The sequence below is a fragment of the Bacteroides mediterraneensis genome (assembly GCF_016900355.1).
Classification (GTDB): Bacteria; Bacteroidota; Bacteroidia; order Bacteroidales; family Bacteroidaceae; genus Phocaeicola.
The window spans coordinates 1-24,317 of record NZ_JACJKA010000028.1 but is presented as its reverse complement, the minus strand read 5'-3'; the positions used below and the strand labels follow the sequence as shown (position 1 = coordinate 24,317).

Here is a 24,317-nt window from a genome sequence, read left to right as displayed (position 1 = left end):
ATCATTATCTGTTGCTATAAAATAGAGACTGCCTTGCCAGCGTAATCGTGTGTTTGTCTGTGACGGGTTACGTGGGGGGCAGTCTTTTTCATGTCTTTTCAGAGGGAGAGTTCTTTTAATTTTCCTCCGTTCAGCTGGTAGAGGGTAATTTTTCCTTGTTCATAGCTGGCAAAGGTAGGAGGGTTTCCACCTTTGGGGAAAGTGATGGAGCCGGTGTTGCAAATGATGCCTTTCTCTGTTTTTTCCAATTTCCACAGATGGGTATGTCCGTAGAAAAAAGCGTCATATCCATTGCAGGGTCGTTTTTCTTCATGATAGACATGGCCATGGGTAAGGAACAGTTTCTTTCCTTCGTCTACTATAAGTGTATAGTCTGACAAGATAGGAAAGTTCAACAGCATCTGGTCGACTTCAGAATCGCAGTTGCCACGTATGGCTACGATTTGTACAGCCATTTCGTTGAGTCTTTCAGCAATGCCTTTGGGATTCAGCCCTTCTGGGAGTCCGTTGCGGGGCCCATAGTTCAATATATCTCCCAAGATGAGCAGCATATCGTAGTGATGTTGGTGGTAGAATTGCAGTACCTGTTCCAAAGCAGGCAGGCATCCATGGATATCTGAGACAATTAAATACTTCATATTAAAAAGGTCATTTTATATTAGAATTGTTGCAAACTTAGTGAAAAGCGGGCATTTGTCATAAAAAAACGGCCACCTTATGCAGGCAGCCGTTTCTATGATGAGGGCTAAATAAGATTATTCAGCTTTTTCGTCGCTCCAGTCCATTGCAGCCATACGTTTGTATGAATCGTAACGTTTCTTAGCCATCTTTTCGCAAGCGTTGAACAAGTCAGCAGCTTCGGTCGGATACTGTTTCATTACAGATGCAAAACGAACTTCACCTTTCAGGTAATCCTGGAACTTATCCCAAGCCGGTTCTTTAGAGTCGAGTGAGAACGGATTCTTACCTTCGTCTTCCAATGCCGGGTTGAAACGCCACAAGTGCCAGTAACCACATTCTACAGCCTTAGCCTCTTCAGCCTGAGATTTACCCATACCAGCTTTCAAACCGTGGTTGATACATGGAGCGTATGCGATAACCAATGACGGTCCAGGATATGCTTCAGCTTCGCGGATAGCTTTCAAAGTCTGAGCCTGGTCAGCACCCATTGCAATCTGAGCTACGTATACGTAACCGTAAGTAGTTGCAATCAGACCCAGGTCTTTCTTACGTACACGCTTACCAGAAGCCGCAAATTTAGCAATAGCACCCAGCGGAGTAGCCTTAGAAGACTGACCACCAGTGTTAGAGTAAACTTCTGTATCCAGTACGAGGATGTTTACATCTTCGCCAGAAGCGATGACGTGATCCAAACCTCCGTAACCGATATCGTAAGAAGCACCATCACCACCAATGATCCACTGTGAACGTTTGATCAGGTAGTCTTTGAATTCAGCGATAGTAGCGCAGTAGCCACATTTGTCTTTTGCAGCTTCTACCATCGGGATGATCTTTTCAGCAGCAGCTTTGCTCTTTTCTGCATCGTTGCGTCCGTCAATCCATTCCTGGAATGCTTCCTTGTATTCAGCCGGAGTACCTTCAGCAGCGATAGCAGCCTTCATAGCGTCTTCGATGCGGTTACGCAGCTTCTTGTTAGCCAATTCCATACCCAAACCGAATTCGCAGAAGTCTTCGAACAATGAGTTAGCCCAAGCAGGACCCTGACCTTTTTCGTTGGTAGTGTACGGAGTTGAAGGAACAGAACCAGAGTAGATAGAAGAACATCCAGTAGCGTTGGCTACCATTTCACGGTCACCGAACAACTGAGAAATCAGTTTTACGTACGGAGTTTCACCACAACCAGAGCAAGCTCCAGAGAACTCAAACAACGGAGTAGCGAACTGAGAGTTCTTCACGTTAGCCTTGATGTCAACCAAGTGCTGTTTAGACTTCACATTTTCTGAGCAGTAAGTCCAGTTAGCAGCTTCAGGCAACTGACTTTCCAGGTGTTTCATTGTCAGAGCCTTGCCACCCTTCTTCGGGTTACCCGGACATACATCAGCACAGTTACCACAACCCAGACAGTCGAGAACGTCTACCTGTACGCGGAAGGTCATACCGTCGAACTGTTTGCCGACAGCCTTCAGCATCGGGAAGTTTGCACCCTTCTGTTCTTCTGCGTTGAGTACGAACGGACGGATAGCAGCGTGAGGACAAACATACGCACACTTGTTACACTGGATACAGTTTTCAGGATTCCATTCCGGAACGAATGCAGCTACACCACGTTTTTCGTATTTAGCTGTTCCCTGATGCCAAGTACCGTCTTCGATACCCTTGAATGCAGATACCGGCAGCAAGTCACCATCCTGAGCGTTGATCGGACGAACTACTTCGTTGATGAATGCAGGATCGTTGTTAGCAGCAGCAGGTTCTACTTCCAAATTAGCCCAAGCCGGGTCTACAGTCAACTGTTTGTATTCACCACCACGGTCAACGGCAGCGTAGTTCTTATTGACAACGTCTTCACCCTTCTTACCGTAAGACTTCACGATGAACTTCTTCATCTGTTCAACTGCCAAGTCTACAGGAATAACGCCTGTGATACGGAAGAATGCAGACTGCAGGATGGTGTTGGTACGGTTGCCCAAACCAATTTCCTGAGCAATCTGAGTAGCGTTGATATAGTAAACAGTGATGTTGTTTTCTGCGAAATATTTCTTCACCTTGTTCGGCAGGTTCTTAGCCAGTTCTTCACCTTCCCAGATAGTGTTCAACAGGAAAGTACCGTTCTTGCGCAGACCACGAGTTACATCGTACATGTGCAGGTAAGCCTGAACGTGGCAAGCTACGAAGTTCGGAGTAGTTACCAGGTAAGTAGAGTGAATCGGGTGATTACCGAAACGCAGGTGAGAGCAAGTGAAACCACCAGATTTCTTAGAGTCGTAAGAGAAGTAAGCCTGGCAGTATTTATCTGTGTTGTCACCGATGATTTTTACAGAGTTCTTGTTAGCACCTACTGTACCATCAGCACCCAAACCATAGAACTTAGCTTCGAATACACCTTCTGCACCGAGAGCGATTTCTTCTTTCTGAGGCAGAGAAGTGAAAGTAACGTCATCCACAATACCGATAGTGAAGTGATCTTTCGGCATCGGGAGTTCCAGGTTTTCGTATACTGACAGAATCTGAGCCGGAGTAGTATCCTTTGAACCCAGACCGTAACGTCCACCTACGATCAACGGAGCGTTTTCCTGTCCGTAGAATACGTCTTTTACATCCAGATACAACGGTTCGCCGTTTGCACCCGGTTCTTTAGTACGGTCAAGAACTGCAATACGTTTTACAGTCTTAGGAATCTTAGCCAGGAAGTGCTTAGCAGAGAACGGACGGAACAAGTGAACTGCTACCAAACCTACTTTCTTGCCCTGAGCTGTCAGGTAGTCGATAGCTTCACGAGTAGCTTCTGTTACAGAACCCATGGCGATGATGATGTTTTCTGCATCTTCTGCACCATAGTAGTCGAACAGACCGTAGTTACGTCCTGTGATCTTGTTGATTTCGTTCATATATTCTTCTACGATAGCAGGAACTGCATCATAGAACGGGTTGCCAGCTTCTCTGTGCTGGAAGAAGTGATCCGGGTTTTCAGCCATACCGCGAGCTACCGGTTTGTTTGGAGACAAAGCACGGTTACGGAATTCAGCCAAAGCTTTCTGATCGATAAGCGGAGCCAAGTCTTCGTTGTCCAGTTTTTCAATCTTCTGGATTTCGTGAGAAGTACGGAAACCGTCGAAGAAGTTTACGAACGGAACACGAGATTTAATTGTAGACAAGTGAGCTACTCCAGCCAAATCCATGACTTCCTGTACAGAGCCTTCGCACAACATAGCGAAACCAGTCTGACGGCAAGACATCACATCCTGATGGTCACCGAAGATACACAGTGCGTGAGAAGCCAGTGTACGTGCTGAAACATGGAATACGCAAGGCAAGAATTCACCTGCGATTTTGTACATATTAGGGATCATCAACAGAAGACCCTGAGAAGCGGTATAAGTAGTTGTCAATGCACCAGCCTGAAGAGAACCGTGTACTGCACCGGCAGCACCACCTTCAGATTGCATTTCCTGAACCAATACAGTTTCGCCGAAGATGTTTTTACGACCTGCGGCAGCCCATTCATCTACATGCTCAGCCATGGTAGATGACGGAGTGATAGGGTAGATAGCAGCTACTTCCGTAAACATGTACGAAATGTGAGCAGCAGCTTCGTTACCATCACAAGTGATGAATTTTTTTTGTTTAGTCATATAATTACTAATTAAATATTGAGTAATACAGTTATGTTGTTATCAGTATAAAAAGCCAAACAGCCATAAAGGTATTTGGTCGCCGTGTCCTATTTCCATTTTGTGCATGGCATAGTAAATATTCGGATTGCTTCTGTATTTACTGCCTTCTCCACATATCCGGAAATGAAGGGTATCGTCTACAATGAAAGAGGTGCCCTTTTCTCCTTTATTTACCTTATGGTCTTTCCATAATGTATTGACAAAAAAAGTTTCGAGAACATCTTGCTCTTCCACCTTTACCGGATAGATACTATACATCAGATTCGTGTTGTGCATCATGATTTTGGCGGGCTTTTTCGGGAAGCTTTCGCCCTTGGGATAAACCATGTTGATCAGTCGCGAATCTGCCAGGTATTTAATGTAGTTCATGACCGTAGCACGTGAGGTTTGTATCTCACTGGCCAGCTGGCTGACATTCGGTGCAACCGGTCCGTCTACGGCGAGCAAATATAGTAATTTTTTGATTTTAGACAGATATTTCAGTTCAATTTGTTTGATGAGAAGAATGTCTACTTCAATCATCATATTCATGGTTTTCAGCAGGTTTTCCGAAAAGTTTCTTTTTTCCAGGAAGAAGGGGTAGAAACCATGATGAATGTAGTCTTGAAAATAATTCAGCGGGTTGATGTGAGGCAGAATCGTTTTTACGATGTGCTCATGGTTTTGCAGGATTTCATTGAGGGTATAAGACGAAAAATGATTTCCTGTTTGTAGATTCAGAAATTCACGGAAAGAGAATCCTCGCAAGTTATACGATTTGACGATGCCGTTCAGTTCCGGGTTTTCGTCTTTCAGTCGCATGACGGATGAACCGGTAAATACGATTTTAAGTTGCGGATACTTTTCGTAACATGTGCGGAGGTCATGGCTCCAGTTAGGAAGTTTGAACACTTGGTCGATGAGCAGTACTTTTCCGCCTCGTTTGACGAATTCTCCTGCAAAATCCACCAGACTGTATTCTGAAAAGTAGAAATTATTCATGTTGACAAACAGGCATGAACGGTCTGTCCCGAATTTTTCTTTTGCATATTGTAAAAGAAAGGTGGTTTTTCCTACTCCTCTTGTACCTTTAATGCCAATCAATCGGTCGTTCCAGTCAATCTCGTCCATCAGGTCACGACGTACAGGGGCATTGGTATGTTCTACCAAATAGCTATGTGTTCTGTAAAATGCTTCCATGAATTCTTTTTCTACGCTGCAAAGATACGAATACTTCATAATATTGCAAACTGGAGTTGTCAAAAATTCATCTCTTTAAAAAGATTTTTTGAGTCTTTTTTTGTCTGCCATTGGTAGAGAAAAAGGGGATAAACTTAAAAGCATCCTTGCTTTCCGGATTGAAAAACAAAGATGCTTTTAAGGAGTATTTGATAGGACTATATTGTCTGTTTGTCAAAACTGGTAGTTCTCTTCTACCCAGTTGATGAAGGCTTTGTTTACTTGCTTGGTTCCTCCTGGAGTAGGATAGTCTCCGCTGAAGTACCAGTCTCCCGGGTGATCCGGACAAGCTTCGTGCAAGCCATCCAAGGTCTGGTATACAATTTGAACTTTTGCCCGTGTCCCTGCAGGAGTCAGCAGGTCGGCAATCTTTTCGGCGATTTCTTCGTCGGTGAAAGGTGCATAAATTTCTTTTACGTAGTTGCGCATCTTTTCCTTCGGCAAAGCCAACTGTTCTTTTGATTTTCTGTAGGCATACTCAATGACGTGTTGCATGTCGCGCTCTTCCAGCAAGGCGATGGCTGCCTTGAAGGCGATGAATTGTTCCATGCTGGCCATGTCGATACCATAGTAGTCCGGATAGCGAACCTGAGGTGACGAAGAAACAATGACAATTTTCTTTGGTTCCAGACGGTCAAGAATGCTGATGATACTTTGTTTCAAGGTTGTACCGCGTACGATACTGTCATCAATGATGACCAAGTTGTCTTCCTTGGGAACTAAGCTGCCATAAGTAATGTCGTACACATGTGCGGCCAAATCATTTCTTGTGTTGCCTTCTGCGATGAAGGTTCTCAGTTTGATATCTTTGATGGCTACTTTTTCACTGCGGATACGCTGTGACAGGATTTTTTCCAGTTCCTGATGGTCTGGCTTGTGTCCAAGAGCCTCTATTTCTTTGATTTTTTGTTTGTTCAGGTAATTGTCGAGTCCTTGCAACATACCGTAGAAGGCTACTTCTGCCGTATTGGGGATGAAAGAAACGACGGTATGTGCGATGTCGTGTCCTACAGCCGAAAGAATGGGCTCTGTCAGCATTTCTCCTAATTTCTTTCGTTCGCGGTAGATATCTATATCACTTCCGCGGCTGAAATAAATTCTTTCGAATGAGCAGGGTCTCACCACAGCCGGTTTGTTGATTTGTGCTAGGCGGAGTTGTCCTTTTTTGTTTACCAGGAGGGCTTGTCCCGGCATCAGTTCATGAATGCTTTCTGCTGAAATATTCAACACGGTTTGGATAACCGGGCGTTCTGATGCCAATACCATGATTTCATCGTCCTGATACCAGAATGCCGGACGGATGCCCCATGGGTCGCGTACAGCGAAGGCTTCACCGCTTCCCGTCATTCCACAGATTACATATCCACCGTCCCATTTGGGGGAAGATGTTTTCAGCACGTTGGTCAGGTCAATCCGGTCTTCGATGACATGAGTGATGTCCATGCCTTTCAGTCCTTCTTCCTTGCATTGGTTGTAGAGGCGTTCTACCTCCCTGTCCAGACGGTGACCCACCTGTTCCAACATAATATAGGTGTCGGCATATTTCCGCGGATGTTGTCCGGCTTCAGTAATTTCAGCAAAGATTTCATCAACATTGGTCAGATTGAAGTTCCCGCATAATGCCAAGTTTTTGGCCCGCCAGTTGTTGCGGCGTAAGAAGGGGTGTACGTAAGAGATTCCGCTTTTGCCTGTGGTAGAGTAGCGGAGGTGCCCCATGTAAAGTTCACCTGCAAAAGGCAGACATTTTTTGGCAAATTCCGCATCGTGCAGTTGCTCTTCTGTCAGATCCTTGTATTGCTGATGTACATTGTTGAAAATTTCAGTAATAGCTCCGGCCCCTAATCCTCGTTCACGGAACATGTATTCTTCGCCCGGGTTGGCTTGTAGTTTTACGCAGGCTAATCCCGCTGCTTCTTGTCCTCTGTTATGTTGTTTCTCCATCAATAAGTACAGCTTGTTCAAGCCATACATCCACGTGCCATATTTTTCCTGATAATATTCCAGTGGCTTCAAAAGCCGTATAAGGGCTACGCCACATTCATGTTTTAATGTTTCCATTTATTATTGGGTTCCTATTATTGAAAAATTTTCCTTTTACAAAATAACAGACAATTCTTAAAACCCTAAATGCATGTAGATGAAAAAATAGATTTATTCTCACCTGATTTTATAATTGTAATAAAAACAATTAAATTCGGTTTTATATTGATGTTTTTTATAGGTTTATTTCTATAAATTGAAAGGTGCTCTATATAGTAAGGAAAATATTGCTATGAAAATTTGTCTGAAAGTGTCATATCGGAAGTAATATTCTTATTTTTGTGGACAAATAGAATGAAAAATAGTGAATTAGGTGCTAAATAAGAAAGACAAAATGAGGATAGCAGGAGATTTTATGAAGAAAGAAGAAAAAGCAGAAGTTGCGGAAAGTCGTCCGGCTTCTTCCGGCCTTTATCATCCGGAGTACGAGCATGATGCTTGTGGTGTAGGAATGATTGTAGACATTCACGGTAATAAATCGCATGATTTGGTGGATGCTGCCCTGAAGGTGTTGGAAAATATGAAACACCGTGGCGCGGAAGGAGCAGATAACAAGACGGGCGATGGTGCGGGTATTCTGTTGCAGATTCCGCACGAGTTCATTCTGCTGCAAGGAATTCCAGTTCCTGAAAAAGGTAAATATGGTACGGGTTTGGTGTTCCTTCCAAAAGATTTGAAAGAACAAGAGTCTATTTTAAGTATCATGATAGAAGAGGTGGAACGTGAAGGCCTGTCATTGATGCATTTGCGTTCTGTACCGGTGAACTCATCCATTTTGGGAAAGAGTGCGCAGGAAACAGAACCGGACATCAAACAAGTGTTTATCACCGGAGCCACCGATTTGGAGAACTTCGAACGTACCTTATATATCGTACGCAAGAAGATTGAACGTCGTGTACATCATAAAGATTTTTATATTGTTTCTTTGTCCAGCAAGAGCATTATATATAAAGGTATGTTGTCTTCCGTGCAGGTGCGTGAATATTTCCAGGACCTCACTCAACCATACTTTACCAGTGGACTGGCCATTGTGCATTCTCGTTTTAGTACGAATACATTTCCTACTTGGAGTTTGGCGCAGCCGTTCCGTTTGCTGGCACACAACGGAGAAATCAATACCATTCGTGGAAACCGCGGATGGATGGAAGCACGTGAAAGTGTGCTCTCCACTCCTTTGCTGGGCGATGTGAAAAAGATTGGTCCGATTATCCAGCCGGGAATGAGTGATAGTGCTTCACTCGACAATGTGTTGGAATTTTTCGTCATGTCTGGTTTGAGCTTGCCCCATGCCATGGCAATGCTGGTACCGGAATCTTTCAATGACAAGAATCCGATTAGTGAAGATTTGAAGGCTTTCTATGAATACCATTCTATTTTGATGGAACCTTGGGATGGTCCGGCTGCTTTGCTGTTCAGCGACGGACGTTATGCCGGAGGTATGCTGGATCGTAACGGATTGCGTCCGGCACGTTACCTGATTACGAAAAATGACATGATGGTGGTAGCCAGTGAGGCTGGTGTCATCAATTTTGAACCGGAGGCTATCAAGGAGAAAGGTCGCCTTCAGCCGGGTAAGATTTTGTTGGTCGATACTCAGGAAGGACGTATCTATTACGATGGCGAGTTGAAAGACCAGTTGGCAGCAGCCAAACCTTATCGTCAGTGGCTTTCTACTAACCGTATCGAGCTGGATACGCTGCGTAGTGGCCGTAAGATTTCCAATTCCGTGCCAGACTACGAGCGTCGTTTGCGGGCTTTCGGTTTTACGCGTGAAGATATCGAACGTACATTGACTCCGATGTGTATCAACGGAGCAGAACCGACTGCTTCCATGGGTAATGATACTCCGTTGGCAGTCTTGTCAGATAAGCCTCAGGTGTTGTTCAACTATTTCCGCCAGCAGTTTGCACAGGTAACCAATCCGCCTATCGACCCGATTCGTGAAGAGTTGGTAATGTCATTGACGGAATATATCGGTGCGGTGGGTACGAACATTCTGTTGCCGAGCGAATCACATTGTAAGATGGTGCGTCTGCCGCATCCTATCTTGAACAATACACAGTTGGATATCTTGTGTAATATCCGCTACAAAGGTTTCAAGACTGTAAAACTTCCGATGTTGTTTGATGCCGCCAAGGGAGCTGAAGGCTTGCGTGAAGCGTTGAACGAATTGTGCAAGAAGGCGGAAGCAGCTGTAGACGAAGGCGTAAATTACGTGATTCTTTCTGATCGGGAAATTGACAAGACACATGCGGCTATTCCTTCTTTGCTGGCAGTTAGTGCCGTACACCATCACCTGATTTCTGTACAGAAGCGCGTACAGACTGCGTTGATTGTAGAAAGCGGTGAAATTCGTGAAGTGATGCATGCTGCTCTGCTGTTGGGATATGGAGCCAGCGCCATCAATCCGTATATGGTATTTGCCATCTTGGACGACATGGTGAAGAAGGGCGACGTACAGTTGAACTATGAGACTGCAGAAAAGAATTATATTAAGGCTGTTTGCAAGGGACTTTATAAAGTAATGAGTAAGATGGGTATCAGTACGATACGTTCTTACCGTGGAGCCAAGATTTTTGAGGCTGTGGGTTTGGGTAGTGAAATCCTTTCTACTTATTTCGGTACTCCTTCTTCTTCTATTGGTGGTGTGGGACTGGAAAGCATTGCCAAAGATTACAAGGCATTCCATGATGCTGGCTTTGAAGAAGAAGAGGTGAGCGATTTGCTGCCTTATATCGGCCAGTTCTCTTATCGTAAGGATGGAGAAAAACATGCTTGGAATCCGGAAACTATCAGTGCCTTGCAACTGGCTACTCGCTTAGGTAGCTATGCCAAATTTAAAGAATATACTCGTCGGGTAGACGAGAAGGAAAGTCCGATTTTCTTGCGCGACTTCTTCACTTTCCGTCGTAACCCGATTCCATTGGACGATGTAGAGCCGGTGGAAGAAATCGTGAAACATTTTGTGGCAGGAGCCATGTCATTCGGTTCTATCAGCAAGGAAGCACACGAAGCCATGGCTTTGGCCATGAACAAGCTCAACACACGTAGTAATACGGGTGAAGGAGGTGAGGATTCCGATCGTTTCCATGAAACTTACGACGGCATCTCTTTGTGCAGCAAGACCAAACAGGTGGCTTCCGGACGTTTCGGTGTCACGACTGAATACTTGGTAAATGCCCAAGAAATTCAGATTAAGGTGGCTCAGGGTGCCAAGCCGGGTGAAGGTGGACAGCTGCCGGGCTTCAAGGTCAACGAAGTGATTGCCAAGACCCGTCATTCAATTCCGGGTATCTCCTTGATTTCACCTCCACCTCATCACGATATCTATTCAATTGAAGACTTGGCACAGCTGATCTTCGATTTGAAGAATGTTAATCCGAAGGCTAAAATCAGTGTGAAGCTGGTGGCTGAAAGTGGTATCGGTACCATTGCGGCCGGTGTGGCAAAAGCCAAGGCCGATTTGATTGTCATTTCTGGAGCAGAAGGTGGTACAGGAGCTTCTCCTGCCTCTTCCATGCGTTATGCAGGTATCTCTCCGGAAATCGGATTGAGCGAGACACAGCAGACGTTGGTACTGAATGGCCTTCGCGGTCAGGTACGTTTGCAGACCGATGGTCAGTTGAAGACCGGACGTGACATCATCAGCATGGCTTTGCTGGGTGCAGAAGAGTTTGGATTCGGAACTTCCGTACTGATTGTATTGGGTTGTGTGATGATGCGTAAGTGTCATGCCAATACTTGTCCGGTGGGAGTCGCTACACAGGATCCGCAACTGCGGGCACATTTCCGTGGTCACTATCGTTATGTAGTCAATTTCTTCCGCTTCCTGGCTCAGGAGGTTCGTGAGTATCTGGCAGAAATGGGATTCTCTCGTCTGGAAGATATCGTAGGTCGTACAGACTTGATTGAAATACGCCCGACTACCAACGAAAAAGCTTCGTTGCTTGATTTCAGCAAACTGTTGCATAAGGTTGACAACGGAGCTGCTTTGCATAATGTGACCGAACAGCGTCATGAGATTGAAAATGTGAAGGATGTCAGCATGCTGGCTGCCGCACGTGAAGCATTGGAAAACCGTAAGGAAGTATCATTGGAATATGCCATATCCAATACAGACCGTTCGGTAGGTGCGATGTTGTCGGGAGCAGTAGCTACAAAATATGGTCAGGCAGGTTTGCCGGCACAGACCATTCAGGTGAAGTTCAAAGGTTCGGCCGGACAAAGTTTCGGTGCCTTCCTGCCACACGGCGTCAGCTTCAAGCTGGAAGGTGAAGCCAATGACTATTTGGGCAAGGGCCTGAGCGGCGGACACATTTCCGTACAGCCTCCTGTAAGAAGTAACTTCCTGGCAGAAAACAATGTGATTGCAGGTAATACCCTGTTGTATGGTGCCACCAGCGGTGAGGTATACATCAACGGATGCGTGGGCGAACGTTTTGCTGTACGTAATTCCGGAGCTATTGCCGTAGTAGAAGGAGTGGGCGACCACTGCTGTGAATACATGACCGGTGGACGTGTGGTAGTCTTGGGTAAGACCGGACGTAACTTTGCCGCAGGTATGAGTGGCGGTGTGGCTTACGTATGGGATAAAGACCGCAACTTCGATTATTTCTGCAACATGGAGATGGTAGAACTTTCTTTGCTGGAAGATGCTACTGCCCGCAAGGAACTGCATGAGCTGGTTCGTCAGCACTACTTGTACACAGGTTCTCAGCTGGCTCGTACGATGCTCGATAACTGGGGACACTATGTGGAAGAATTCATACAGGTAACTCCGATTGAGTACAAGAAAGTTCTGGCTGAAGAACAGATGCGGAAATTGCAGCAGAAAATTGCAGAAGTACAGCGTGATTATTAATTAATTGTTGAATAGTAAAAAACTAAATATATGGGAAATCCAAAAGCATTTCTGACCGTTCCCAGACAAGAAGCCGGATATCGTCCGATACACGACCGTATCAGAGACTTCAGTGAAGTGGAACAGACGTTGAACACAAGTGAGCGCAAGCTTCAGGCATCACGTTGTATGGACTGCGGGGTACCTTTTTGCCATTGGGCATGCCCGATTAGCAATCGTCCTCCTGAGTTCCAGGATGCCATTTATAAGGGAAAATGGAAAGAAGCTTATGAAATACTCTCCGAAACCAATGACTTTCCGGAGTTCACCGGACGTATTTGTCCGGCATTGTGCGAAAAAAGTTGTGTATTGAAACTGAGTATGGATGCGCCGGTCACTATCCGTGAGGATGAGGCGGCAGTGATTGAAGCTGCCTTCCGTGAAGGCTACGTACAGCCTCGTCAGTATAAACGGAATGGGAAATCGGTAGCCGTCATCGGTTCCGGTCCTGCCGGACTGGCTGCAGCCAACCAGTTGAATCAGAAAGGATATACGGTCACAGTCTTTGAAAAGCTGGAATATGTAGGCGGACTGTTGCGTTTCGGTATTCCGAACTTCAAACTCAGCAAGTCGGTCATAGACCGTCGTATTGCGGTAATGGAAGCAGAAGGAATTACTTTCCAAGTGAATACCGATATTGATGTCACTCATCTGCCCGAAGGTTTCGATGCATATTGTGTTTGTACGGGTACGCCGCAGGCACGTGATTTGAACATCCCGGGCCGTGAACTGAAAGGTATCCATTTTGCCATGGAGATGCTGGCACAGCAGAACCGTGTACTGGCCGGTCAGCAGATTCCGAAAGATGAACGCATCAGTGCCAAAGGAAAGAACGTGCTGGTTATTGGCGGTGGAGATACCGGTAGCGACTGTATCGGTACCAGCAACCGTCAGGGAGCACTCAGCGTGACACAGATTGAAATCATGCCGAAACCACCGGTAGGTTATAATCCAAAAACTCCTTGGCCACAGTGGCCCATTGTGCTGAAGACCAGCAGCAGCCATGAAGAAGGTTGTGTACGCCGCTGGAGCTTGACTTCCAATCGTTTCCTGGAAAAGGATGGAAAAGTTTGTGGAGTGGAAGTAGAAGAGGTTGAATGGATTCCAGGTGCAGAAGGCGAACGTCCGGTCATGAAGCCGACTGGTAAGAAAGAAGTGTTGAAAGCTGAGTTGGTATTGTTGGCCATGGGCTTCCTTCGTCCGGTACAGCCGGAGTTCCCGGAGAATGTGTTTGTGGCAGGTGATGCTGCTACGGGAGCCAGCCTGGTAGTAAAATGCATTGCAGGCGGACGTAAAGCAGCTGCCGACATTGATGCCTATCTGAGCCGGAAATAATAGATTTTCATACAAAATATAAATAGAACGATTATGTGTGGCATTGCAGCTATTTTAAATATTAAACAACAAACTCCAGAATTACGTGGAAAAGCCTTGGCGATGGCTCGTAAGATTCGTCACCGCGGACCAGACTGGAGTGGAATTTATTGCGGAGGGTCAGCTATTTTGGCTCATGAACGTTTGTCAATTGTTGACCCTGAGAGTGGGGGACAACCATTGTATTCACCCGACAAGAAGGTCGTACTGGCTGTCAATGGCGAGATTTACAATCATCGCGACATTCGTAAACAATATGCAGGTAAGTATGAGTTTCAGACCGGTAGCGATTGTGAAGTGATTTTGGCGCTTTACCGGAATCATGGTATCAACTTCTTGGAAGAACTGAATGGTATTTTTGCTTTTGTTCTTTACGATTCAGAGAAGGATGAATTCCTGATTGCCCGCGACCCGATTGGAGTAATTCCTCTTTACATCGGTTATGACAGCGATGGAAAAGTATATTGTGCCAGCGAACTGAAAGCGCTGGAGGGATTTTGCGAACGCTATGAACCTTTCCTGCCGGGACATTATTATTCCAGCAAGGAAGGCAAGATGGTACGTTGGTACAAGCGCGACTGGACCAGCTATGAGGCAGTGGCCGACGCACCGGCTTCAGTGAGCGCCCTGCGCGAAGGACTGGAAAAGGCGGTTCGTGGACAGCTGATGAGTGATGTGCCTTATGGCGTATTGCTTTCAGGTGGTCTGGACAGCTCTGTTATTTCTGCCATTGCTAAGCGTTATGCAGCCCGCCGTGTAGAAACTGACGGACAGATGGCTGCTTGGTGGCCCCAGCTTCATTCCTTTGCCATTGGTCTGGAAGGAGCACCCGACTTGGCCAAGGCACGTGAGGTGGCAGATTTTATCGGTACGGTGCACCACGAGATTCATTATACCATTCAGGAAGGTCTGGATGCACTTCGTGATGTGATTTATTACATTGAAACTTACGATGTGACCACCGTCCGTGCGTCTACTCCGATGTATTTGCTGGCTCGTGTCATCAAGAGCATGGGTATCAAGATGGTGCTTAGTGGTGAAGGTGCTGATGAAATTTTCGGCGGTTATCTTTACTTCCACAAGGCTCCCGATGCACGTGCTTTCCATGAAGAAACGGTACGTAAGTTGTCAAAACTTTATCTGTACGACTGTTTGCGGGCCAATAAGGCATTGGCTGCCTGGGGAGTGGAAGGACGTGTGCCTTTCTTGGATAAAGAGTTCCTGGATATCGCGATGCGTTTGAACCCGAAAGCCAAGATGTGTCCGGGAAAGACCATCGAGAAGAAGATTGTGCGCGAGGCCTTTTCCGACATGCTGCCTGAGAGCGTGGCATGGCGTCAGAAAGAACAGTTCAGTGACGGAGTGGGATACAGCTGGATTGATACGCTGAAGGAATTTACTTCCAAAGAGGTATCCGACGAACAGATGGCTCATGCAGCTGAACGTTTCCCCATCAATCCTCCACGCAACAAGGAAGAATATTATTATCGTTCTATTTTCGAGGAACACTTCCCGAGCGACAGCGCGGCTAAGAGTGTACCGAGTGTGCCGAGTGTCGCTTGTTCTACAGCTGAAGCACTGGCATGGGACAAAGCTTTCGCAAATGTCAATGAGCCGAGCGGACGTGCGGTGGCCGATGTACACGAAGAAGGATATAAAAACTAAACAAATTTTTATGAAGATTGAATTTACAAAGATGCATGGTTTGGGTAATGATTACATCTATGTGAATACGATGAAATACCCGTTGACGAACCCTGAAGAAAAATCAATTGAGTGGAGCCGTCCTCATACGGGGATAGGCAGTGACGGACTGGTGCTGATCGGTGCTTCAGACAAGGCTGACTTCAGCATGCGCATATTCAATGCCGACGGTTCGGAAGCCAAGATGTGTGGAAACGCCAGCCGCTGCATCGGAAAATATTTATACGAATACGGACTGACTACAAAGACCGACATTCTTTTGGATACGCTTTCCGGTATCAAGGAACTGCATCTGCAGGTAAATGAGGGGAAAGTGGAGAGCGTACGGGTCGATATGGGTATTCCGGCCGATATTCATCCGGTGGATTTGGGTGAGTCTTATCCTTATCAGAAGGGAATTGCTGTGTCCATGGGAAATCCTCATCTGGTCATCTTCGTGGAGAAGATGGAAGAGGTGGATTTGGCCACAGTAGGACCGGTGCTTGAGCATCATCCGCTGTTTCCTGACCGGGTGAATGTGGAGTTTGCCCAGGTATTGGATAATGAAACCATCCGCATGCGGGTGTGGGAGAGAGGCTCCGGCATTACGCAGGCCTGCGGCACAGGTGCTTGTGCGACTGCGGTTGCAGCAGCTTTCACGGGCAGATGCGGCGATCATGCTACCATCTGTATGGACGGAGGCAAGCTGACCGTCGACTGGAAAGGAGAGGGAGCCCATTTGTATATGACTGGTCCTGCGGTCAAAGTATTTGACGGAACAATAGAATTAAAAGAGTAAGACAGAACATCACATGATACAAGTTAACGAAAACTTCATTAAATTGCCCGGAAATTATTTGTTTTCGAGCGTAGCCCAAAAAGTAAATGCGTTTAAAACAGCCCATCCGGAGGCTGCACTGATTCGTCTGGGGATTGGCGACGTGACTCGTCCACTTCCTCCTGCTGCCATCAAGGCCATGCACCATGCAGTAGACGAAATGGCCAGTGCAGACACTTTCCATGGATACGGTCCCGAACAAGGATATGATTTCTTGATTCAGGCTATTCTGGCTCATGATTATCAGCCGAGAGGTATCGAACTGCGTCCTACGGAAGTCTTTGTGAGCGATGGAGCGAAAAGCGATACGGGTAACTTCGGCGACATTCTTGGTACAGGCAACAAGGTAGCCGTGACCGACCCGGTATATCCGGTATATATCGACAGCAATGTCATGGCCGGACGCGCTGGTGACCTGAAAGCAAACGGCCAGTGGAGCCACTTGACTTATTTACCCTGTACGGCAGAAAACCATTTTGTGCCGTCTCTTCCCACAGAACCGGTAGACATGATTTACCTGTGCTATCCGAACAATCCGACTGGAACTACACTGACGAAGGCCGAATTGCAGAAGTGGGTAGAATACGCATTGGAGCACAAGGCACTGATTTTATATGATGCAGCATATGAAGCTTACATCCACGAAGCCGATGTGCCTCATTCCATTTATGAGATTGAAGGAGCACGTTCTTGTGCCGTAGAATTCCGCAGTTTCTCTAAGACTGCCGGATTTACCGGTGTACGTTGCGGTTATACCGTGGTACCGGAAGAGGTGAAGGCCATGACGACTTCAGGCGAAGAGGTAGCTTTGAACCATTTGTGGAACCGCCGTCAGTGTACGAAGTTCAACGGTACCAGTTACATTACCCAACGTGGTGCAGAGGCTATCTATACCCCCGAAGGTCAGGCAGAAATCAAGGAAACCATTGAATACTATATGGAGAATGCCCGTCTGATGCGCGAGGGTCTGCAGGGTGCCGGATTTACCCTCTATGGAGGTGTCAATGCACCTTACATCTGGGTGAAAGCACCGGAAGGTCTGGATTCATGGAGCTTCTTCGATATGTTGCTTCACGAAGTGAATGTAGTGGGTACTCCTGGAGTAGGTTTCGGACCCAGCGGAGAAGGCTTTTTACGTCTGACCGCTTTCGGTAACCGAGAAGACTGTCAGGAAGCCATGAGTAGAATAAAAAACTGGGCCGGACGTTAATCCGACCCAGTTCCTAAAACCGCCAGCCTATCCCAAACGAGAGAGTGAATGAAAAAATGGGCGTTTTTTCCCGGGATGGGGCTCGTTTTCCATCGAAAACAATTTCCCGGACGCCAGAGAGTAAGGGTCAAGGTTAGAGAAGGTGTATCCCAGAGAGAGATTATCAAAGGATAAAGACTCCAGAGGGGGAAGTTGTGATTTTCTTCATAGGAGTCCATACACCTGTGGAATTAGGGATATAGCCAGGGTTATAAGGGTAGCAGGATTTTCATTCTGCTGCCTTTTTCTTTATTCAGTTTGTTCTTCAACGGTCACTTCTTTCTTGTCATAGAAGACCAATACGATTTCTCCTTTGGCTGGAGTATCGTTGTCTTTGGTTTCCAGTTTTACGCTTCGTTTCAACGTCAGCATATATTTTCCTTTGGGCACCTTATCGAAAGAAACTCCGTCACGACTTTTGTTCAGGGTTCCATAATATACGGTATATTCTTCCTGACGGTTGGGGTTATCCAATGTGGCCTCCAGTTCTTCATTGGCCGCTATTTTTTCTCCCGTCCATCTTATCATTTCCTGATTGGTCACCGTGGTGCGTGTGGAAGGTATATGTATGGGATTAATCCATTCTTTATAGGCATAGTTGACCCACATGCGCGTTTCTTTTTGTTGGGTACGCTGGAACACAAACGACACTGTTTCGTCTTTTCCGAGTGAAACGAAATAAGAATAACCGAAAATGGCGTTTCTGTCCAAAGAGTTGAATTCCATTTCCTTGCCGTTTGCCTTGACGGATGAGCCTCCTGTCAGCCTGATATCTTTCAGGGGAGTATCTTTTTCCCGTGAAAAATGGGCATAGGCCAGTGTAGGTTGTGAGTCGGAAAAAGCGACCAGATATTTCTGATAGACTGATACGTTGTCTGGCAAATCTTCGGAGTTTTCTCCACTGCATCCCGCAGTGAAGAAAACCAATAAGCCATACATCATCCAACAAAAGAGTTGTTTTACATTCATAAATTTGCACATGTTTGGGTTAGATTTACGGTGGCAAAGATAGAGCGTCTGCCCGTAACTGTCAGCAAATAATGATGTACACAGACTATATATAAATCATTGAATACTAAGTGTTTGATAGTTTTTCTGATGTACATCGTACTTAAAAGGCCTCGATGAACTCATCAAAACTGATATTTTCAATGTGCATTTTCTCTTTCAGTCTCATTTTCCGGCGGGAGATACTACCCTTGGCTATGTGGTAGATTTCGGACAGCATGGCCAGCGGCAGATTCATTTTTATGAGACAGCAGAAGCGTAGCTCTTCTTCCGTGAGTTGGGGATAGCGCTCTTTCAGGCGTGTGGTGAAGCGGTCAAAGCACGTGTCTGTATTCTGCTGGATGATATCCCATTCCTCTTCCGTCAGGTGAAGGGCTCCTTGGGAATTTCTTTTTCGCAGCAGTGAGGGAAGGGTAATGGCATTCAGTTGCTGGTAATATTCCACACTTTTGTGTAGCCGGTCAATTTCCTGTTGTTTCAGTCGTTCCTGTTCGTGAGCCAGGGCTACTTCTGCCTCTTTCCGTTTCAAACTTTCTTCCATCCGCATCCACTGGCTTTCCTTGAGTTCTGCGGTCAGTTTCTGTTTGTGCGTGCGGATACGGTGGAGTAATAGTAGCAGAATCAGAATTACCAGTCCCAGTGCCACCACAATCCGGTAGAAGATCAGCTTGTGGTGAGCTGTTTCCATTTCTGCCTTGTTGGCCCGTTCGCGTTGCAGTTTATATTCCTGCATATCCTGTATTTTTCCGATGACCATTTCCTTCCGCTCCGTGCTCAGCGAGTCGTGTGAGCGGATGTATTTACGCATATAGTGGCTTTCCTGTTTCACGTCTTTCTTTTTCCTGTACATTTCAAACAGACGACGATAAGCCTCTGTACGTTGCTTCAGGGACACATTGGGCAGAATAGGCAGGATATAATGTACGGCTGAATCAGCTTGCAAAAGGGAGGCAAAAATGTATCCTTTTTGAAGGTGCAGGATGGGCGTCTCTTTGTGGGAAAGGTTATTGTGGATGGCATTGTCAATATAATGGAATGCACTGTCCGCTTGTCCTTGTTCCAGGTAGATGCGTGAAAGGTAAAGTTCGTTGTGTACGGTGGCTGTCAAGGTTCCGGAGGCCATGTAGGTCAGTGCCTTTTGGAAATACTCCTTGGCTTTTTCAGGATTCTGCGGTAGAAAATACAATGCTTTTTCCTGCCATAAGTCGGCATATGAGGCTGAATCGTTCAAGAACCGGGCCATTTTTTCAGCTTCTTCTAAAGCGCGTTTTTCTTCCAGGGTATCTGCTTTGAAACGGCTGATGCGGGCTTGTTCCAGATAAATCTTGAACTGCAGCAGGCTGTCGGTTTGAGGGTTCGTTTCTTCAGTCTGTGAGGAAGGCACTTTATGAGACGATGGAGTGCATGAGAAAAGCATGCATAAAAGTAGAGACAGCACTCCTCCGGAGTACTTCAACAAGGTTATGTGATGTTGGAAGGAAGACATGGGTTAGCTAGGTTAGTTAGTTTGTGGGCGAAGATAGTAAAATCCTTTTAAACCGTATATTTTTTGAATAAAAAAAGATTTTTCAGGAATTCTGAGGGTTTGGAAAAAACGCAAGTGCGTTTGACAGAAAACGCTTTGGCGTTTGGATTGAAACGCACTTGCGTTTTATTGAAAACGTACTTGCGTTTGAACCGAAACGCACTTGCGTTTTTTAGAGAGGGTGGAGTGAGTCTGAAATGGGTTGTTTTTACGTCTGTTTTGCGGGGAGAAGACTGCTTTCCGTTTGTTATTCTGGAGCTTATTTTTTAGATTTGTCGCTATAGTATAGAAAAAGCGAACAAGTAATGGAACATTTGCATGACAGGCTGTCTAAGCGGCAAGTAATGGCTCTCTCCCGTGAGTTGCACCATGATGAGGCTGGTATCCGTACGTTTTGTCGTCTTATGCTTTCTGCGGAAGATGCCCGGGTGGCTTCCAATGCGGCATGGATACTCTATCATTTACCGACAGCAGACAAAAGGATCTATCTCTTTCCTTTTTATGATGAGATTGCAACTTTGGGCATGGCACCTGAATTGAAGATGCGACGGGGACTTGTACTTTCAATTTTGCTGGACTTGGTGACCGATAGTAATTTCAGAACGGACTTGTTTGATTTTTGTCTCGCTCATATTGCCGATAAAAGGGAAGCAGACAGTAGTCGTTCGATGATGATTAATCTGGCAGCCAAGATGTGTCGGTTGGTTCCGGAGTTGGCTAATGAATTGAAAGTTTGTCTGGATATGCTGGAATATGAAATGGCGCCAAGTATTGCGGCTGCCAGGAGAAATGCAATGAAAGTAGTGGAATCATTGATGAAGGAAACAGAGTCAAGTCGGGGAAATTCTTCTCTGCGACAAATTCCCAACGTAGGTTCACAGACCGAACAAGACCTGATAGCAATGGGATATACCTCTGTCGAATCGCTGAAAGGAAAGAAAGCAGAGGATTTGTATGAGGAAGAATGTCGTTTGCGTGGGTGTATGATAGACCGTTGCCAGCTTTATCTGTATCGGGCTTTAGAATATTTTGTTCATACGGAAAATCCTGATAGAGAGAAATGCAGATGGTGGTACTGGGAAGATGATTATTTTTATCCCTCTCCGTGTGGAGCAAGGTGTGTGGATTGCTCGTCATTCCCAAAGGTATGCAAAGGATGCAGAAAGATAAAAGGCAAGGTGCACTGGCTTCAATACACGGGCGATACCGTATGTCCCATCTGGAAATGCTGCAAGGAAAAGAAGCGGGAAAATTGTGGAGGATGCCCGGATTTACCTTGTAGCCGTTTTATGAAAGACCCTTCCATTTCGGATGAGGAGAATGAAGCCAATTTGAAAAAGATGATGGATAATCTTGCAACGTATAAAAAACATACATAATTATGGAAACAGAAAGATTGATTCTCAGGCCGTGGCGTGAGGAAGATGCACCTTCGCTCTATAAATATGCCAAGGATCCGGCTGTAGGACCGATTGCCGGTTGGCCACCACATACGTCTGTAGAAAATAGTAGGGAAGTGATACGGGATATTCTTTCGGCTCCGGAAACTTATGCGGTAGTGTTGAAGGAAACTAATGAACCTGTTGGCAGTGTGGGCATTATGTTTGGAGATGGCATACATAGTGCCGAGATGCAGGAGGGGGATGCAGAAATTGGTTATTGGATTGGAGTTCCTTATTGGGGGCACGGTTTGATTCCTGAGGCTGTCAATCGCCTACTGAGTCGTTGCTTTGAGGAGTTGGAGATACGACGAGTGTGGTGTGGTTATTATAATGGGAACACCAAATCCCGTCGAGTAATGGATAAATGTGGATTCAAGTTTCATCATACAGAAGAGTGCAAACTTTCTCCATTAGGTGATGTACGGATGGAACATTTTACTTTGTTGACGAAAAAGGACTGGGAAAAAACGAATAATTGATTCCATGGAAAGTGTAGCAGACTATATGATTCGTCCTTTGTATCCAGAGGAAATCCATTTGCTGAGGGATTTTCTTTATGAAGCGATTTTTATTCCCGAAGGAGTTGAACCTCCGTCGAGGGATGTGGTGGATTTGCCCGAGTTGAGGCTGTATGTGGAGGATTTTGGCAAGAAAAAAGATGATTGTTGCTTGGTAGTTGAGCAGGATGGCAAGGTGGTTGGGGCAGTGTGGACACGTATCATGAAGGATTATGGTCATGTGGATGAGAATACCCCTTCGCTTTCCATTTCCTTATATAAAGCATATCGGAACAGAGGAATGGGCAGCCGGTTGATGAAGGAGATGCTGAATCTGCTTGAAAATAAAGGTTATCATCATGTCTCTCTTTCCGTTCAAAAGGCTAATTACGCTGTCCGTATGTATCTAAAGCTTGGATTTGAGATTATAAAAGAGACAGGGGAGGAGTTTGTGATGCGCAAGCATCTTTTCTGATTCTAATTTTTCCTCTTTTATATGGATTGGAAAATTCACTGGTGCAGATGAAAAGTATGCCTGAGATTTTTATGTCTCTCAGGCAGAAATTGTATGATTTTAGGTGAGAAATATGGAAAATAATTCATCAGATGATACAATTAGTTGAGGTATTTTCTCAATTATTGTTGGATATTGTTTATTTCAAGTTGGAGTTGCTTCAAAAATTGTGCAGCATGAGCTCCGTCCATTTGTGTATGATGAAACTGAAATGATACGGTCAGGTATTTTTTAAATAAATGTTTTCTGAATTTTCCCCATATTAAGAATGGATTATTGAAGATACCGCTATACATGCCAACTGCACCGTCTATTTCATAATTTACGAGTGCTGAGGTACCAATAACCATACTTTCCGTTAGATCGTAGTTCTGACAGGTTTCAGCTACTTGTCTAGTTAATCGGAGGTAGTCATGATTAAACTGATTTATGTCTTCTGAGAACGGAATATCGCAGGAACTTACTTCCCCATTTTTGTTTGCTACAATTGTATTTACAGCAATTGTATCATATTGAATTAGTTTGTTGCTAACAGGAAGCATATAGAATTCTTTGATACCGGAAGCAGCTTTTCCTATACACCAGCATATCATCATATTCAGTTTCACTTCTTTCTTTTTACTAATTTTTACAAGATTAGTCACATCAATTGTTTTGAAGAATGTGACCATCGGCATGGGGGCCTGCATCCACATTTCGTATGCGTATGCACGTGTTGTCGTTGCGGGATTTATTTCCTTCTTCATTTTTGTCTCTTTTAAGCTATAATGCAAAAATAGAGAGAGCCTCTGGCTACGGATAGAACAAAATAGACATTATACGGGGGTGGTAAATAAATCGGAATATGGCTCGCCTATTTCTTTTAGTGACAAGGGAGTATATCCGCTGAGTTTTCTAAATTCCCGAATGAAATGCGACTGGTCTGAATAACCACATTGATAGGCTATCTGGGCTTGACTGATGTTTTCAGTCTGATTTTGCATAAGTTGAAGAGATTTCTGAAAACGTACTATTCGCGCATATTCTTTCGGGTTCATCCCTATTGTGGAAAGGAATATGCGCTCAAATTGTTTCGTGCTCAGACAAGCTATGGATGCCAGTTCTGAAATCTGCTTGTTGGGGGTAAAATACATTTGACGGATGACTGTTGCCATTCGGGCAATGTCTATTTTAGGTTTTGAAGTAGAATTGGCTCTTAATTGTGAAATCAACCATTGCTCGATAAGTTTTATACATAGATTATTGTTTTCACAATCTAAAACTTTAGTAGCGAGATAATTTAATTTCTTATTCTCTAATCCATAACCGGAAACTTCTCTATTGTATAACAGAGACATGGGGATATTGAGAAAGATATTCATGGCGTAAGGGTGAAATACAACTACAATCATTTCCACACTATTCGCTGCGCTGATATGTGATGAGAAATTTACCTGTCCGCTAATTGTCAGTTTGTCTTGTCTCGTATTTAATTCAGGAATATATAAAGTAGACCTCTTGTGGAATATAATTTGAGGGCAACCGGTTGGAAAAGTATAAGTCTCAATCACCTGATTACTTTTAAATATCCAGTAATATCTGACATAGTCCTGTAACAGTTTGCATGGCTGATAAAAATTGAATCCATCTGTCATTGTTTTATAAATATTTGTTTTTCGGTATTCAGTTTGATAA

The 24,317-nt window shown here is 45.1% G+C and carries 16 protein-coding genes; 8 read left to right on the top strand and 8 right to left on the bottom strand.

Features of this window, described 5'->3' with window-relative positions; translation table 11 throughout:
- Positions 1–98: 98 nt before the first annotated feature.
- The 4 genes from yfcE to H6A28_RS12885 form a co-directional block, all read right to left on the bottom strand.
- Positions 99–638 (bottom strand): phosphodiesterase, encoded by a 540-nt coding sequence (gene yfcE / locus H6A28_RS12900; RefSeq protein WP_204474207.1) that lies wholly within the window; start codon positions 636–638, stop codon positions 99–101.
- 117 nt (positions 639–755) lie between these two features.
- Positions 756–4,313, bottom strand: coding sequence for a pyruvate:ferredoxin (flavodoxin) oxidoreductase (gene nifJ / locus H6A28_RS12895; protein WP_204474205.1), 3,558 nt, complete (start codon positions 4,311–4,313; stop codon positions 756–758).
- A gap of 42 nt (positions 4,314–4,355) precedes the next feature.
- A complete protein-coding gene (locus H6A28_RS12890; RefSeq protein WP_204474203.1) occupies positions 4,356–5,534 on the bottom strand; it encodes an ATP-binding protein in 1,179 nt (392 codons plus the stop codon).
- 213 nt (positions 5,535–5,747) lie between these two features.
- Positions 5,748–7,631, bottom strand: coding sequence for an amidophosphoribosyltransferase (locus H6A28_RS12885; RefSeq protein WP_204480712.1), 1,884 nt, complete (start codon positions 7,629–7,631; stop codon positions 5,748–5,750).
- Between the two features lie 337 nt (positions 7,632–7,968).
- Between H6A28_RS12885 and gltB the strand changes: the two genes are divergently transcribed.
- From gltB to H6A28_RS12860, 5 genes are read left to right on the top strand one after another with little or no spacing between them, the layout of a single operon-like run.
- A complete protein-coding gene (gene gltB, locus H6A28_RS12880; RefSeq protein WP_204480710.1) occupies positions 7,969–12,474 on the top strand; it encodes a glutamate synthase large subunit in 4,506 nt (1,501 codons plus the stop codon).
- A gap of 30 nt (positions 12,475–12,504) precedes the next feature.
- On the top strand, positions 12,505–13,848 hold the full coding sequence (locus H6A28_RS12875) for a glutamate synthase subunit beta (protein ID WP_204474198.1): 1,344 nt from the start codon (positions 12,505–12,507) through the stop codon (positions 13,846–13,848).
- A 33-nt stretch (positions 13,849–13,881) separates the two neighbouring features.
- Positions 13,882–15,552, top strand: coding sequence for an asparagine synthase B (gene asnB / locus H6A28_RS12870; RefSeq protein ID WP_204474196.1), 1,671 nt, complete (start codon positions 13,882–13,884; stop codon positions 15,550–15,552).
- A 10-nt stretch (positions 15,553–15,562) separates the two neighbouring features.
- Positions 15,563–16,369 (top strand): diaminopimelate epimerase, encoded by an 807-nt coding sequence (dapF, locus tag H6A28_RS12865; protein ID WP_204474193.1) that lies wholly within the window; start codon positions 15,563–15,565, stop codon positions 16,367–16,369.
- Positions 16,370–16,382: 13 nt separating this feature from the next.
- Positions 16,383–17,618: an LL-diaminopimelate aminotransferase gene (locus tag H6A28_RS12860; RefSeq protein WP_204474191.1), complete on the top strand. Its 1,236-nt coding sequence runs from the start codon at positions 16,383–16,385 to the stop codon at positions 17,616–17,618.
- A 288-nt stretch (positions 17,619–17,906) separates the two neighbouring features.
- Here the strand turns inward: H6A28_RS12860 and H6A28_RS12855 are convergent, their stop codons facing one another.
- A complete protein-coding gene (locus tag H6A28_RS12855; RefSeq protein WP_204480708.1) occupies positions 17,907–18,626 on the bottom strand; it encodes a hypothetical protein in 720 nt (239 codons plus the stop codon).
- 142 nt (positions 18,627–18,768) lie between these two features.
- Complete coding sequence (locus H6A28_RS12850; protein WP_204480706.1) at positions 18,769–20,082, bottom strand: tetratricopeptide repeat protein; 1,314 nt, start codon at positions 20,080–20,082, stop codon at positions 18,769–18,771.
- A gap of 413 nt (positions 20,083–20,495) precedes the next feature.
- On the opposite strand from H6A28_RS12850, the gene H6A28_RS15210 reads away from it, so the two are divergent.
- From H6A28_RS15210 to H6A28_RS12835, 3 genes are read left to right on the top strand one after another with little or no spacing between them, the layout of a single operon-like run.
- Positions 20,496–21,569 (top strand): helix-hairpin-helix domain-containing protein, encoded by a 1,074-nt coding sequence (locus tag H6A28_RS15210; RefSeq protein WP_239465362.1) that lies wholly within the window; start codon positions 20,496–20,498, stop codon positions 21,567–21,569.
- Positions 21,570–21,571: 2 nt separating this feature from the next.
- A complete protein-coding gene (locus tag H6A28_RS12840) occupies positions 21,572–22,111 on the top strand; it encodes a GNAT family N-acetyltransferase (protein ID WP_239465361.1) in 540 nt (179 codons plus the stop codon).
- Positions 22,112–22,115: 4 nt separating this feature from the next.
- On the top strand, positions 22,116–22,604 hold the full coding sequence (locus H6A28_RS12835; RefSeq protein ID WP_204480705.1) for a GNAT family N-acetyltransferase: 489 nt from the start codon (positions 22,116–22,118) through the stop codon (positions 22,602–22,604).
- A 161-nt stretch (positions 22,605–22,765) separates the two neighbouring features.
- Here H6A28_RS12835 and H6A28_RS12830 read toward each other — a convergent pair whose 3' ends face one another.
- Both H6A28_RS12830 and H6A28_RS12825 read right to left on the bottom strand, forming a co-directional pair.
- Positions 22,766–23,389, bottom strand: coding sequence for a CatA-like O-acetyltransferase, family 2 (locus tag H6A28_RS12830; protein ID WP_204480703.1), 624 nt, complete (start codon positions 23,387–23,389; stop codon positions 22,766–22,768).
- Positions 23,390–23,458: 69 nt separating this feature from the next.
- A complete protein-coding gene (locus H6A28_RS12825) occupies positions 23,459–24,277 on the bottom strand; it encodes a helix-turn-helix transcriptional regulator (protein ID WP_204480728.1) in 819 nt (272 codons plus the stop codon).
- Between the last annotated feature and the right edge of the window lie 40 nt (positions 24,278–24,317).

Excerpts from the sequence above, each read along its gene's own strand:
- H6A28_RS12885 (WP_204480712.1), bottom strand. The coding sequence starts at position 7,631 with ATGGAAACATTAAAACATGAATGTGGCGTAGCCCTTATACGGCTTTTG.
- H6A28_RS12840 (WP_239465361.1), top strand. The coding sequence starts at position 21,572 with ATGGAAACAGAAAGATTGATTCTCAGGCCGTGGCGTGAGGAAGATGCA.
- H6A28_RS12850 (WP_204480706.1), bottom strand. The coding sequence starts at position 20,082 with ATGCTTTTCTCATGCACTCCATCGTCTCATAAAGTGCCTTCCTCACAG.
- yfcE (WP_204474207.1), bottom strand. The coding sequence starts at position 638 with ATGAAGTATTTAATTGTCTCAGATATCCATGGATGCCTGCCTGCTTTG.
- H6A28_RS12835 (WP_204480705.1), top strand. The coding sequence starts at position 22,116 with ATGGAAAGTGTAGCAGACTATATGATTCGTCCTTTGTATCCAGAGGAA.
- H6A28_RS12875 (WP_204474198.1), top strand. The coding sequence starts at position 12,505 with ATGGGAAATCCAAAAGCATTTCTGACCGTTCCCAGACAAGAAGCCGGA.
- asnB (WP_204474196.1), top strand. The coding sequence starts at position 13,882 with ATGTGTGGCATTGCAGCTATTTTAAATATTAAACAACAAACTCCAGAA.
- H6A28_RS15210 (WP_239465362.1), top strand. The coding sequence starts at position 20,496 with ATGGAACATTTGCATGACAGGCTGTCTAAGCGGCAAGTAATGGCTCTC.
- nifJ (WP_204474205.1), bottom strand. The coding sequence starts at position 4,313 with ATGACTAAACAAAAAAAATTCATCACTTGTGATGGTAACGAAGCTGCT.
- dapF (WP_204474193.1), top strand. The coding sequence starts at position 15,563 with ATGAAGATTGAATTTACAAAGATGCATGGTTTGGGTAATGATTACATC.
- H6A28_RS12830 (WP_204480703.1), bottom strand. The coding sequence starts at position 23,389 with ATGAAGAAGGAAATAAATCCCGCAACGACAACACGTGCATACGCATAC.
- H6A28_RS12890 (WP_204474203.1), bottom strand. The coding sequence starts at position 5,534 with ATGGAAGCATTTTACAGAACACATAGCTATTTGGTAGAACATACCAAT.
- H6A28_RS12855 (WP_204480708.1), bottom strand. The coding sequence starts at position 18,626 with ATGAATGTAAAACAACTCTTTTGTTGGATGATGTATGGCTTATTGGTT.
- H6A28_RS12860 (WP_204474191.1), top strand. The coding sequence starts at position 16,383 with ATGATACAAGTTAACGAAAACTTCATTAAATTGCCCGGAAATTATTTG.
- gltB (WP_204480710.1), top strand. The coding sequence starts at position 7,969 with ATGAAGAAAGAAGAAAAAGCAGAAGTTGCGGAAAGTCGTCCGGCTTCT.
- H6A28_RS12825 (WP_204480728.1), bottom strand. The coding sequence starts at position 24,277 with ATGACAGATGGATTCAATTTTTATCAGCCATGCAAACTGTTACAGGAC.